This window comes from Streptomyces sp. NPDC005551 (genome assembly GCF_042871785.1).
Classification (GTDB): Bacteria; Actinomycetota; Actinomycetes; order Streptomycetales; family Streptomycetaceae; genus Streptomyces.
The window spans coordinates 350,841-363,741 of record NZ_JBIAJE010000002.1; the positions used below are offsets into that span (position 1 = coordinate 350,841).

The window sequence follows — 12,901 nt, forward strand, 5'->3', positions numbered from 1 at the left end:
TGCCGCACGCGTGCGCGGCCCGGGAGGTCCGGGAACGGGGGAAAGCCGCACGTGCCGGGCGCGGGCAGCGGACTACGCCCGTCCGCCGAGCCCGGCGGACGCGGTCCGAAGGTCAGAGGGCGTCCGCGCCCCGCTCGCGCAGCGCCTGCCCGTACTGCTGGAGCACCCACAGCTCGTTCTGCACGGCGGCCAGCCGGGCCGGGTCGCCCTGGGCGCTCGCCCGGGCCAGCGAACCCTGGACCTGCTGGATGCGGCGGTCCACGGCACGGCGGCGGACCATGACGAGCTGGTCGCTCGCGTAGGCCTCGTCGACGGTCCTGCGCAGGATGGCCTCGACGGCCAGCTCCGTGACCATGGCGCGCACCACGTCGTCCGGGGCGGTGTCGCGGACCCGGACCAGGTACTCCTGCGGGTCCTGGACTCCGGCCTCCGCGCCGCCCGCGTCCATGATCGCCTGGCGTACGGCCGCGTACGGCGGGGCGGTGAACTCGTCGATGCCGTACGCGTCGAAGGCCGGGGAGACCAGCTCGGGGCGTTGCAGGGCGAGTTTGAGCAGTTCGCGCTCGGTGGCGAACACGGGGTTGCGCAGGTTGAGCGCGGCGCCGCCGGGGGCCGACTGCACGGCCCCGTACGCCTGCTGGGAGCGCTGCCGGTCGGGGGCCGGGCCCTTGCCGCCCCGGTCGCGGGCCCAACGGGCCAGCTGCGCCACCCGCTTGACGACGAACTGGGTGTCGAGGATGCCGAGCATGCCCGCGAGCTGCACGGCGACCTCGTGCTGGGCGCCGCTGTTCTTGATGCGGGCGACGACGGGCGCCGCCTCGTCGAGGGCTGCGGCGCGGCCCGTGGGAGTCTCCAGGTCGTAGCGCAGGACGATCTGGCGGAGCGCGAACTCGAAGAGGGGGGTGCGCGGTTCGACCAGGTCGGCGACGGCCTCGTCCCCCTTGGCGAGCCGCAGGTCGCAGGGGTCCATGCCGTCGGGGGCGACGGCGATGTACGTCTCGGCGGCGAACTTCTGGTCGTCCTCGAAGGCGCGCAGGGCCGCCTTCTGGCCCGCCGCGTCGCCGTCGAAGGTGAAGATCACGCGCGCCGAGCCGTTGTCCATGAGGAGGCGGCGGAGGATCTTGATGTGGTCGGTGCCGAAGGCGGTGCCACAGGTGGCGATGGCGGTGGTGATGCCGGCCAGGTGGCAGGCCATGACGTCCGTGTACCCCTCGACCACGACCGCGCGGCTGGTCTTGGCGATCTCCTTCTTGGCCAGGTCGATGCCGTAGAGGACCTGCGACTTGCGGTAGAGCGCGGTGTCGGGCGTGTTCAGGTACTTGGGGCCGTTGTCGGAGTCGTAGAGCTTGCGGGCGCCGAAGCCGACGACGTCGCCGCCGATGTCCCGGATGGGCCACATCAGCCGGCCGCGGAAGCGGTCGATGGGGCCGCGCCGGCCCTCCTGGGAGAGGCCGGAGAGGACGAGTTCCTTGTCCGTGAAGCCCTTGCCGCGCAGGTGGCGGGTGAGGTGGTCCCAGCCCTGGGGGCTGTAGCCGACGCCGAAGTGGGCGGCGGCGGCCTGGTCGAATCCGCGCTCGGCGAGGAACTTGCGGCCCGCGTCGGCCTCGGACGCCGTGTCGAGCTGCTCCACGTAGTACTGGGCGGCCGCCTTGTGCGCCTCGACCAGGCGGATGCGCTCCCCGCGCTGGTGGGAGGGGTTGTACCCGCCCTCCTCGTACCGCAGGATGATGCCCGCCTGGCCGGCGAGGCGCTCGACCGCCTCCGAGAAGGTGAGGTGGTCGACCTTCATCACGAACGTGATGGTGTCGCCGCCCTCCTGGCAGCCGAAGCAGTGGAAGAGCCCCTTGCTCGGGCTGACCTGGAAGGACGGTGACTTCTCGTCGTGGAACGGGCAGAGGCCCTTCAGGTTGCCGCCGCCGGCGTTGCGCAGCTGGAGGTACTCGGACACCACGGCGTCGATCGAGACCGCGTCCCGAACAGCCTTCACGTCCTCGTCGTTGATCCGTCCTGCCACGCGTGAATTCTACGGGGACGGTGTGACGGCCGGGAGCCGCGGGCGGTCACGGTACGAGGCCCGCCAGCGGGACGTGCGGGTCGGCGAGGGCCTCGGTGTCCACGCGGGCCCGGGATCGGATCAGTGACTGGATCGGTTCCGTGACGTCCCACACATTCACATTCATCCCGGCCAGCACGCGCTGCTCCTTGACCCAGAAGGCGATGAACTGCCGCTTGCCCGCGTCGCCGCGGATCACCACCTGGTCGTACGTGCCCGGCGGCGCCCAGCCGGAGTACTCCAGCCCGACGTCGTACTGGTCGGAGAAGAAGTAGGGCACGCGGTCGTACACCGTCTCGCGGCCCAGCATCGCGCGGGCGGCCGCCGGTCCGCCGTTGAGGGCGTTGGCCCAGTGCTCGACGCGCAGCCGGGAGTCGAGGAGCGAGTGGTGGAAGGAGGCCACGTCCCCGGCCGCGTAGATGTCGGGGTCGGAGGTGCGCAGCCGTTCGTCGACCGCGATGCCGCCGCCGTGCGCCGGGTCGGCCAGGGTGAGGCCCGCGGTCTCCGCGAGGGCGGTGCGCGGGGCGGCGCCGATCGCCGCGAGCACGTCGTGCGCGGGGTGCTCCTCGCCGTCGTCGGTGCGGACGGCGAGGACCAGGCCGTCCTGTCCGGTGATCTCGGTGAGGCGGGCGCCGAAGTGGAAGCGGACGCCGTGCTCGCGGTGCAGCTCGGCGAAGAGCTGGCCGAGCTCGGGGCCGAGGACGCCGTGCAGCGGGGTCGGCTCGGGCTCGACGACGGTGACCTCCGCGCCGTACTCGCGGGCCGCCGCGGCGACCTCGAGGCCGATCCAGCCGGCGCCCGCGATGACGATGTGCCCGTTGTCGCGGCCGAGGGTGGCCAGGACGCCCTTGAGCCGCTCGGAGTGGGCGAGGCGGCGCAGGTGGTGGACGCCCGCCAGGTCGGTGCCGGGGATGTCCAGCCTGCGGGGCTCCGCACCGGTGGCGATCAGCAGTTTGTCGTAGTGCACGAGTGTGCCGTCGTCGCCGAAGCGGACGGTCCTGGCGGTCCGGTCGACGGCGTCGACGGTCTGGCCGAGGTGCAGCTCGATGTCGTGCGCCGCGTACCAGCCGGGTTCGTGGATGAAGACGCTGTCGCGCTCCTCCTTGCCGAGCAGGTAGCCCTTGGACAGGGGCGGCCGTTCGTAGGGGTGGTCGCGCTCGTCACAGATCAGTATCACCCGGCCGGTGAACCCCTCCGCGCGGAGCGTCTCGGCCGCCTTCGCGCCGGCCAGGCCGCCTCCGACGATGACGAATGTCTGATCCGCGTCGACCACTTGATTCCTCCTCGTAAGGATGTCGCCACATGCGAGCGTCCCGCACGCGGCGTGGTGCGGGAAGAGGGAGTGGCCCGATCAGGCCACCCGGTGTCACCGTCCGGCGCCGCCACCGGGGCGGGTGGTGAGGCTGAGATGCAGGGAGCGTGCCGAGGCGTCCGTGAGCGAGGCGATCTGGTCGACGATCACCCGCTTGCGGGCCCGGTCGTCGGGGGCCTCGTCGAACTGGGCACGGAACTGCGGCTCCAGGCCGTCGGGGGCGCGGGCGGTGAGGGCCTCGGCCAGTTCCGCGACGACGATCCGCTGGTCGGCGCGGAGCAGCTCCTGCTCGGCGCGCTGTATGACGTACCGGTCGGCGACCGCCTTGAGGACGGCGCACTCCAGGCGGGTCTCGCGGGGTACGACCAGCTCCGCCGTGTACCGGGTGAGGCGCCCGGTGCCGTACTCGGCGCGGGTGGCGGCCTCGGCGGCCAGGCAGAAGCGGCCGATGAGCTGGCTGGTGGCGTCCTTCAGCCGGGCCTGGGCGACGGCCGAGCCGTCGTATCCGTGCGGCCACCACTCCTGGTCCAGGAGGCGGTCGAGGGCCGCGGCGAGCTCGGCGGGGTCGGTGTCCGCGGGCACGTACCGCCCGACGGCGACGGCGAAGACCGCGTCCCGTTCCGGGTCGGCGTGCAGGCAGTTGGGGTCGAGGTGGCCGGCGTGCAGGCCGTCCTCGACGTCGTGCACGGAGTAGGCCACGTCGTCCGACCAGTCCATGACCTGGGCCTCGAAGCACGTACGGGTGCCGGGGGCACCCTCGCGGACCCAGTCGAAGACGGGCCGGTCGTCCTCGTAGACCCCGAACTTGGGGGACGCGGGGTCGGTCGGGTGGCCGCCGCGCGGCCAGGGGTACTTGGTGGCGGCGTCGAGGGCGGCGCGCGTGAGGTTGAGGCCGACGCCGACCAACTCGCCGCTGTCCTCGCTGCGGACGAAGCGCTTGGGTTCGATCCGGGTGAGCAGCCGCAGCGACTGCGCGTTGCCCTCGAAGCCGCCGCAGTCCTCCGCGAACTCGTTCAGCGCCTGTTCGCCGTTGTGCCCGAAGGGCGGGTGGCCCAGGTCGTGCGAGAGGCAGGCCGCCTCGACGAGGTCGGGGTCGCAGCCGAGGGCGGCGCCCAGCTCCCGGCCGACCTGGGCGCACTCCAGGGAGTGGGTGAGCCGGGTGCGGGGACTGGCGTCCCAGGCCCGCGTGCGGGTGCCGGGGGTGACGACCTGGGTCTTCCCGGCGAGCCTGCGCAGGGCCGCGGAGTGCAGGACGCGGGCGCGGTCGCGCTGGAAGGCGGTGCGGCCGGGCCGCTTGTCGGGCTCGACGGCCCAGCGCTCGACGGCCGACTCGTCGTACTCCCCGCGCACGGTGAGGTGTTCACGGACCAGTCGCGGATCACCTCCGGCCTCGGACGCGGTCGTCCCGGACGGGGTCTTCGGTGCGGTGCCTTCCATGCCCCGACAGTAGACGCAGGCGGTGAGGGGCGGGACGCGGCGGGGGGCCGGACCCTCGCCGGACCGGCGGGCCGGCGGGCCGCCGGACGGGACCTTCGCGGGGCCGGTGGCCGCGAGGCGGGGGCCACCACGGGACGGACCGGCACCGGGCCGGCCAGCCGCCGGGCCAGACCCTCGCCAGGCCGGTGGGCCCCCAGGCCGGTGGGCCGCGAGGCGGAACCTTCGCGGGGCGGGTGGCCGCGAGGCGGGGCCTCAGCCGGTGGCTGCCGGGCCGGACCCCCGGGGTCGGGCAGCCCCCGGGTCAGGCCGAGGCCAAGGCGTGCTTGGGTGCGGGCTCGGTGCCCGCTGCCGCGCGGTCGTAGCGGTGCAGGACGAGGCGGGCCATCGCCGGGTGGGCGCCCAGCGGGGCGGCGGCGATCCAGGGCGCCGCCGTGGCGCACTCCGTGGCGAAGCGGCCGGGGGCGGTGAAGTAGGAGGCGACGGCGACCCGGTGGCGTCCCCGGGCGGCGAGGGCACGCACCGCGGCGGGGACGGTGGGCGCGGCGGCGGACGCGTACGCGGGGACGACGGGCACGCCGAGCCGCTCGGCGAGCAGCCGGGCGGTGCGGCGGGTGTCGACGGCCGCGTCGGGGTCCCGGGAGCCGGCCGCGGCGAGGACGACGCCGCTGGCGCGGCGGGTGGCGTCGCTCATGCGCGTCCGCCAGCCCGCCTCGACGAGCCGCGCGTACAGCGTTTCGACGAGCAGCGGGTGCGGGCCGAGCGGGGCGGCGACCCGGGTGGACAGCTCAGGGAAGGCGGCCGCGGCCTCGGGGATGTCCTGCTTGACGTGGTAGCCGCGGCTCAGGAGCAGCGGTACGAGGACGGCCTCGCCGGTGTCCAGGGAGGCGAGCGTGCCGGGCAGCAGCGGCTCGTTGAGCTCGATGTGGCCGAGGCGCACCGGCAGCATGGGCCGCAGCTCGCGGACCCGCTCGGCCAGGGCGCGCACGGTGGCGAGGGCGCGCGGGTCGCGGCTGCCGTGGGCCACCATGACGAGCGCGGGCGGCGCCGGGCGGGGGCCGCCGTCGCGGGGAACGAGACTGAGCTGGCTGCTGATCCGGTTCATGAGGTGCGCCGTACTGTCGGGGTGGACGCCGCGGAGCGGCCGGCCGCCGGGGCGGGTGTGGGGCTCGTCGTGCGGGGATCTCGACGCCGTCATGGACCGATCCTGGCGGCGGGAGGTTGCCGTGCCGTTGCGCCGGCATCACGGGTGTTTTCCGGCGGTTCACCGCGGGGCGGGGGCGGGTGTGAGGGGCGGACGAGCCGCTGCGGCCCGCGGTTTCGGGCGTCCGGGGTGAGCCCTGTCACGGCCCGTCCCCTGAACCGTACCTCCGTGCGGCGCGTCCCCACCTGTCGAGTGCCGACGTCACCTGGGGGACCCTGATCATGCGCCTGCCGCGCCTTCGCCGACCGCCGTCGCGTCTGCGCGTGCCGGCGGTGCGTCTCCGCCGGCCGTTCCTGCCGCGCACCCGTGCGGGACGGCGGCGGGCCGTGCAGGCGATCATGCTGCTCTGCGTGCTCGCGCTGTTGCCCGCGACCTGGATGCACGTGACGACGGGCGACCGGCTGCGGACGACCGCGGACGTGCCCCGGACCGGGGTGGCGGTGGTGTTCGGGGCGGGGCTGTGGGACGGCGAGCCGTCGCCCTACCTCGCGCACCGGCTGGACGCGGCGGCGGAGCTGTACCGGGCGGGGCGGGTGAGGGCCGTGCTCGTGACCGGGGACAACAGCCGCGAGGACTACGACGAGCCCGACGCGATGCGGGCCTATCTCACCGCGCGGGGAGTCCCCGACCGGCGCATCGTCAGCGACTACGCCGGGTTCGACACCTGGGACTCGTGCGTGCGCGCCAAGAAGATCTTCGGCGTCGACCGGGCGGTGCTGATCAGCCAGGACTTCCACATCCGGCGGGCGGTCGCGCTGTGCGAGGCGGCGGGCGTGCGGTCGTACGGCGTCGGGGTCGCGGCCAAGCACGACGTGACCTGGTACTACGGGGGTGCGCGGGAGGTGCTCGCGGCGGGCAAGGCGGCGGTGGACGCGGTGTTCGAACCCGATCCCCGGTTCCTGGGACCCCGGGAGCCCGGGGTGGACCGGGCGCTGGGACGACGGGCCCGCGACCGGCGCTGATCTTCAGCCCCTCCGGCGTCGGAGGACGGGCGCGGCAGGGGGTCCCGGGGGCGGAGCCCTCGTGCAGGGACGGCGCCCTCACGGTGACGTCCACCCCGCCGGGAGGTCCCCGTGCCGGGGGCGTAACGGGGTACGTCCCGGTGCGTAACACGGCCGACGCACGCTGGGCGGCATGCAGATCTCCGCGACGCCCACGCACTGCCCGTACTGCGCCCTGCAGTGCGGGATGAACCTGACGCCCACGCCCGACGGGGGCGTCGAGCTGACGGAGCGCGCGGACTTCCCGGTGAACCGGGGCGCCCTGTGCGGCAAGGGCCGTACCGCGCCCGCGCTGCTGTCGTCCCGGGTACGGCTCACCTCCCCGCTGGTCCGCCGGGCGGGCGTCCTGGAACCCGCCGGCTGGGACGAGGCCCTCGACCGGATCGCCGAGGGCCTGTCCCGTACGCGTACGGAGCACGGCCCGGACGCGTGCGGGGTCTTCGGCGGCGGCGGCCTGACGAACGAGAAGGCGTACGCGCTCGGGAAGTTCGCGCGCGTCGTCCTCGGCACCTCGCAGATCGACTACAACGGACGCTTCTGCATGTCGTCCGCCGCGGCCGGCGGGCTCAAGGCGTTCGGCCTCGACCGGGGGCTGCCCTTCCCGCTGGAGGACATCCCGAGGACGGGCTGTGTGATCCTCGTCGGCTCGAACCTCGCCGAGACGATGCCGCCGGCCCTGCGCTACCTCACGGAGCTGAAGGAGAACGGCGGCACGCTGATCGTGATCGACCCGCGCCGGACCCGCACGGCGGAGCAGGCGGACCTGCATCTGGCGCCGCGGCCGGGCACGGACCTGGCGCTGGCGCTCGGGCTGCTGCACCTGGTCGTGGCCGAGGGGCGCACGGACGAGGAGTACATCCAGGACCGTACGAGCGGCTGGGAGGAGACGCGGGCCGCGGCGATGGCGCACTGGCCGGAGTACGTGGAACGGATCACGGGGGTATCCGTTCCGCAGCTCCGGGAGACGGTGCGGATGTTCTGCGAGCCCGCGTCCGCGATGGTGCTCACCGCCCGCGGGCCCGAGCAGCAGTCCAAGGGCACCGACACGGTGGGCGCGTGGATCAACCTGTGCCTGGCGACCGGCCGCGCGGGGCGGCCGCTGTCCGGCTACGGCTGCCTGACCGGGCAGGGCAACGGGCAGGGCGGCCGTGAACACGGCCAGAAGGCCGACCAGTTGCCGGGCTACCGCAAGCTGACGGACCCGGCGGCCCGGCGGCACGTGGCCGAGGTGTGGGGTGTGGACCCGGAGTCGCTGCCGGGGCCCGGGCGCAGCGCGTACGAACTGCTCGACGCGATGGGCACCGACATCCGTTCGCTGCTGCTGATGGGCTCCAACCCGGTGGTGTCCGCGCCGCGCGCCGCGCACATCGAGGAGCGGCTGAGGTCGCTGGACTTCCTTGCGGTCGCGGACGTGGTCCTGTCCGAGACGGCCGCGCTGGCCGACGTGGTCCTGCCGGTCACCCAGTGGGCGGAGGAGACGGGCACGACGACGAACCTGGAGGGCAGGGTCCTGCTGCGCCGCCGGGCCGTCACACCGCCCGAGGGGGTACGCAGCGATCTCGACGTCCTGCACGAACTGGCGGGGCGGCTGGGTGTGGAGAAGGGCTTCCCGGCGGATCCGGAGGAGGTCTTCGAGGAGCTGCGCCGGGCGAGCGCGGGCGGGCCCGCGGACTACTCCGGGATCACCTACCGCAGGCTGGCCGAGGGGAACGGGGTGTTCTGGCCCTGCCCGGCACCGGAGGCCGCCGACGGCCCCGAGGACTGCGAGGACGCGGCGTTCGACGCGCTGCCCGACGACCCGGCCAGCGAGTCCGGCGAGTCCGGTGAGTCCGGTGAGTCCGGTGAGTCCGGCGGCGGGGTTCACCCCGGTACGCCGCGCCTCTTCCTCGACCGGTTCGCCACCGAGGACGGGCGGGCGCGGTTCGTGGCCGTGTCGCACCGGGCGATCGCCGAGGAACCGGACGCCGAGTACCCGGTCCTGCTCACCACCGGGCGGGTGGTCGCGCAGTACCAGTCCGGCGCCCAGACCCGGCGGGTGGACGAGCTGAACGCCGCCGCGCCCGGCCCATTCGTGGAGATGCATCCGCGGCTCGCCGAGCGGCTCGGGGCCGTGGACGGGGACCCGGTGGCCGTCGTGTCCCGTCGGGGGCGGGCCGTCGCGCCGGCCCGCGTCACCACCGGCATCCGGCCCGACACCGTCTTCATGCCCTTCCACTGGCCCGGCGAGGGCCGCGCGAACACCCTGACCAACCCGGCCCTCGACCCGACCTCCCGCATGCCGGAGTTCAAGGCGTGCGCGGTGCGGGTGGAGGCGGTCGACAAGAGCTGAGGGCTGTGCGGCGGGTGTGCCAGTCGCCGCTCTCGATGCGTGTGCCGCGGGAGCGCAGCCGGGCGGCGACCGCCGGCGCGGCCACGTACACCCGGGCCCGCACGGGTGTTCCGTCCGCGCGTGTCACCTGGTTGGGCTCGCCGGGGCTCAGGGTGCCGTAGACGAAGAAGGGCAGCGGCGGCCGGGTCACGCCCCGGTGCCCGTCTCCTCCGCGACCCATCGCAGGTAGTCCGCGCTCCCCCGCACGACGGGCGTCGCGATGATCTCGGGGGTGTCGTAGTCGTGCGCCTCGCGCAGGTACGCCTCCAGCGCGTCGTACCGGGCGCCCGTCGTCTTGAACAGCACCTGCCACTCCTCGGCCGTCTCCACGGCGTCCTGCCAGCGGTAGACGGAGGTGACCGGGCCGGAGATCTGCGCGCACGCCGCGGCCCGGGCCTCCACCGCGCCCCGGGCGAGCGCCTGCGCCTTCCCCGCGGCGTCGGTCGTGGTCAGGACGGTCAGCCAGTCGGCCGTGGCCATGATCGGTCTCCTCTTCCGGGCCCTCGTTCGCGCCTTCGCGTCTTCCGGGCCCTCGTTCGCGCCTTCGCGGCATCGATTCTCGCTCCACGCACACCCACACACACCCGCGGGACGCAGCCCGTCCCTGACGTCCTGCGTCAGTGCGTCAGCGCGTCGGCCCCCGCACGCGGGCGCGCGCTGTCCGCGGTCACGTCGGAGGCGGTCCCCCGGCGGGCCGGGGGTGCGCGGCGGCCGGGTCACCCGTTCACACCCGCGCCCCGCGCCCTTGGACATCTCTTCGAGGACACACCGGCCGTACGCCGGTGACCTGCTGGAACGGCCGTGGTCCGGTCCCGGCGCGTCCGGTGACCGGCCCCGTTCACGCCGTTTCCGGCGCCTTCTCGGCAAGCGGGCCGGGCCCGGTGCCACTTACCTCGGTAGGGCAGGGGCGCGACCGACGCAGCGGCACATGGGGGTGCCGCGGGCCGCGCCCTCTCGGAGGAGCAACACGATGCGCACAACCCGTCTGCTGACCGGCACCGCGCTCGCCGTCGCCGCCGCGGGGCTTGCCGCCGCACCCGCGTACGGCGCGCCCGCGTACGGCGAGGACACCGGAATCCTGGAGGTGTACCCGTCCGCCGTCGCCCCCGGCGCCGACGTCGCCGTGGACACGGAGGCGTGCGGGGCCGAGGACACGGTGACGGGCGACGCCAGCGCCGTGGGCGCGGGCACGTTCGCGCTGGCCCCCGGCGCCGACGGACAGGACGCGGCCGGCCGGTTCCGGGTGCCGCCGGGCGCGCAGCCCGGGACGTACGAGATCGTCGCGAAGTGTTCCGGCGGGCGGCGCGCGGCCGGTGACCTGGTGGTCACCCTGACCTCCACCGAGCAGCGGGTGCTCCCGCGCGGAAGTGTGAAGACGGGGGTCGGCGGCGCACTCGGCCCCGACCCCGTGCAGACCGCGGCGGGAGTGGCGGCGCTGGCCGTCGCCGCCGCGGGCGGTACCTGGCTCCTGCATCGCCGGGCGAGAGGCGACGGGTTCTGACGGACACCCTCCGCTGTCCGTCCCCAGGCACCGCCGTCCCCTCCCCCTCCGGGTCCGACGCCCCTCGCGGCCCGGAGGGGGCGGCGGACCCGGCCCGTCCCACCGGCGCGGGCACCGTGGCACCGGGACCGGACGCGGCCCCGTGGACAGAGACAGGAGGCTCATGTGCGCGGACTGAGCAACCTCGCCATAGCGGCCGTCACCGTGACGGCCCTGTGCTCCGGCGCGTGGCTGCTGCACAGCGGCACCGAGCGGCGGACGCCGCCGCAGCCCTCCGCCGCGCAGGCGGCGTCGCCCGGAGCGGCCGGGAGGCAGTCCGCGGCACCGGCGCTGCCGCCCTCCCCGCCCGACCGCATCCGCATCCCCGCCATCGCGGTGGACGCCCCGCTGATGGGGCTCGGGCTGACCCCGCAGGGCAGCCTGGACGTACCGCCGGCCGCCAGGAAGAACCTCGCCGGGTGGTACGAGGCCGGCACCACCCCGGGTGCGACGGGCACGGCCGTCGTCGCCGGTCACGTCGACAACGCCGAGGGCCCCGCCGTGTTCTACCGTCTCGGCGGTCTGAAGAAGGGCAGCCCCGTCGAGGTGGCACGGCGGGACGGCTCGGTCGCCGTCTTCAGCGTGGACGCGGTCGAGGTGTACGACGCCCGCCACTTCCCCGACGAGAAGGTGTACGGCGCCGCCCGGCGCCCCGAGCTGCGCGTCATCACCTGCGGCGGCGGCTATTCGAAGGCGACGGGCTACCAGGGCAACGTGGTCGTCTTCGCCCATCTGACCGGGAGCCGCTGAGCCTGCCCACGGGAGCCACTGAGCCTGCCCACCGGGAGCCGCTGAGCCCGGCCGCCGGGAGCGGCTCAGCCGGCGTGCCGGTTCCGGCCGGGGCTCAGGCCAGCCACTGCTGGTAGGCCAGGTTCACGACCAGCGCGAAAACCACGGTCAGCAGCACCACCCGGACGAACCCGCTGCCCCGCTTGAGCGCGGTGTGCGCCCCGATCATGCCGCCGGCGAGGTTGAAGACGGCCATCAGCGCGGCCAGTTGCCAGAAGACCGTGCCCTTCCAGGCGAACATCGCCAGCGCGCCCGCGTTGGTGCAGCAGTTGACGATCTTGGCGGTGGCGGAGGCGGTCACCAGGTCGAGGTGGAGGAGCGCGGTGAGGGCGAGCACCAGGAACGTGCCGGTGCCCGGGCCGATCAGTCCGTCGTAGAAGCCGATGCCGAGGCCCGCGAGCCCGATCGCGGCGAGGACCCGGCGGGCCGGGACCGGCTCCGTCGACGGGGCGGTGCCGAAGGCCGGGCGCAGGATCACGAAGGCTCCGACGCCGAGCAGGACGACCATGACGACGGGCTTCAGCACCTCGGTGCTCATCCCGGCGGCGACGAACGCGCCCGCCGTGGAGCCCGCGAGCGCCGCGAGTCCGATGCGCACGGCCGTGCCGACGTCCACGGGCGCCTTGCGCGCATAGGTCACCGCCGCGCCGGTCGTGCCGACGATCGCCACGGCCTTGTTGGTGCCGAGCGCGTACTGGGCGGCCGACCCGCTGTTCGGCAGGCCGAGCAGCAGGGCGGGCAGCAGGAGCAGCCCGCCCCCGCCGACCACGGCGTCGACCCAGCCGGCCGCGAGGGAGGCGAGGCAGAGGACGACCACCATGGTCAGCGATATGTCGGGCATGGACCGGACCCTACGGACGAGGTAGTTGTGGCGTCCATCGACCTGAGGGTCTTCTGAGGTTCGGGCGGGGGCGGCGTGCTGTGCTGACCTGCGGTCCGGGGGCGGGGCGTGGCACGGGGTCGGAGTCGCGGTCGCCGGGCTTGATGCCGAGGCGCTCGGCGATCGCGCCGCCCGCCTCGGCGGGGCCGATGCGGCACGGGCCGGGGCGGCGGGCCGATGCGGCACTGGGCCGCCGCGCCCGATGGCGTGGCACGGGGCCGCCGCGCCCGCCGGTGTGGGGGCCGGGTCTCTCACAGCGCCCCGCGGGCTGCCCGCCACAACCCTCACACCCGCCCCGGGCACGCGCTGAGCGCAGCGTT

At 74.9% G+C, this 12,901-nt stretch carries 10 protein-coding genes and 1 pseudogene; 4 read left to right on the plus strand and 7 right to left on the minus strand.

Translation table 11 applies throughout. The features are described 5' to 3' along the window. Positions 1-112: 112 nt before the first annotated feature. The 4 genes from dnaG to ACFYP4_RS05775 form a co-directional block, all read right to left on the minus strand. On the minus strand, positions 113-2,014 hold the full coding sequence (dnaG, locus tag ACFYP4_RS05760; protein WP_388783119.1) for a DNA primase: 1,902 nt from the start codon (positions 2,012-2,014) through the stop codon (positions 113-115). Positions 2,015-2,060: 46 nt separating this feature from the next. Then, positions 2,061-3,326 carry an FAD-dependent oxidoreductase gene (locus ACFYP4_RS05765; RefSeq protein ID WP_358851094.1) on the minus strand — a complete coding sequence of 422 codons (1,266 nt, stop codon included), beginning with the start codon at positions 3,324-3,326 and terminating at the stop codon, positions 2,061-2,063. A gap of 93 nt (positions 3,327-3,419) precedes the next feature. Then, a complete protein-coding gene (locus tag ACFYP4_RS05770; protein ID WP_358851093.1) occupies positions 3,420-4,802 on the minus strand; it encodes a deoxyguanosinetriphosphate triphosphohydrolase in 1,383 nt (460 codons plus the stop codon). Between the two features lie 301 nt (positions 4,803-5,103). Then, a complete protein-coding gene (locus tag ACFYP4_RS05775) occupies positions 5,104-5,997 on the minus strand; it encodes a sirohydrochlorin chelatase (protein WP_388783123.1) in 894 nt (297 codons plus the stop codon). Between the two features lie 278 nt (positions 5,998-6,275). On the opposite strand from ACFYP4_RS05775, the gene ACFYP4_RS05780 reads away from it, so the two are divergent. Continuing rightward, complete coding sequence (locus ACFYP4_RS05780) at positions 6,276-6,965, plus strand: vancomycin high temperature exclusion protein (protein WP_388783829.1); 690 nt, start codon at positions 6,276-6,278, stop codon at positions 6,963-6,965. Between the two features lie 172 nt (positions 6,966-7,137). After that, positions 7,138-9,333, plus strand: a complete 2,196-nt coding sequence (locus ACFYP4_RS05785) for a molybdopterin oxidoreductase family protein (RefSeq protein WP_388783126.1) — start codon at positions 7,138-7,140, stop codon at positions 9,331-9,333. Here ACFYP4_RS05785 and ACFYP4_RS05790 read toward each other — a convergent pair. Together ACFYP4_RS05790 and cutA are read right to left on the minus strand one after the other, a co-directional pair. Continuing rightward, a pseudogene (locus tag ACFYP4_RS05790) lies at positions 9,290-9,460 on the minus strand (gamma-glutamylcyclotransferase); the annotation flags it as partial. The gene ACFYP4_RS05785 and the pseudogene ACFYP4_RS05790 sit on opposite strands and share 44 nt — an antisense overlap. A gap of 59 nt (positions 9,461-9,519) precedes the next feature. Then, on the minus strand, positions 9,520-9,852 hold the full coding sequence (gene cutA / locus ACFYP4_RS05795) for a divalent-cation tolerance protein CutA (RefSeq protein ID WP_358851090.1): 333 nt from the start codon (positions 9,850-9,852) through the stop codon (positions 9,520-9,522). A gap of 490 nt (positions 9,853-10,342) precedes the next feature. Here cutA and ACFYP4_RS05800 point away from each other — a divergent pair, with 490 nt between their 5' ends. Both ACFYP4_RS05800 and ACFYP4_RS05805 read left to right on the plus strand, forming a co-directional pair. Continuing rightward, the gene (locus tag ACFYP4_RS05800) at positions 10,343-10,873 is read left to right on the plus strand and encodes a hypothetical protein (RefSeq protein ID WP_388783129.1); all 531 of its coding nucleotides are present in this window, start codon (positions 10,343-10,345) and stop codon (positions 10,871-10,873) included. A gap of 165 nt (positions 10,874-11,038) precedes the next feature. Then, a complete protein-coding gene (locus ACFYP4_RS05805) occupies positions 11,039-11,662 on the plus strand; it encodes a class F sortase (RefSeq protein WP_358851088.1) in 624 nt (207 codons plus the stop codon). A gap of 94 nt (positions 11,663-11,756) precedes the next feature. Here ACFYP4_RS05805 and ACFYP4_RS05810 read toward each other — a convergent pair whose 3' ends face one another. Further along, on the minus strand, positions 11,757-12,542 hold the full coding sequence (locus ACFYP4_RS05810) for a sulfite exporter TauE/SafE family protein (RefSeq protein ID WP_388783132.1): 786 nt from the start codon (positions 12,540-12,542) through the stop codon (positions 11,757-11,759). Positions 12,543-12,901: the final 359 nt, after the last annotated feature.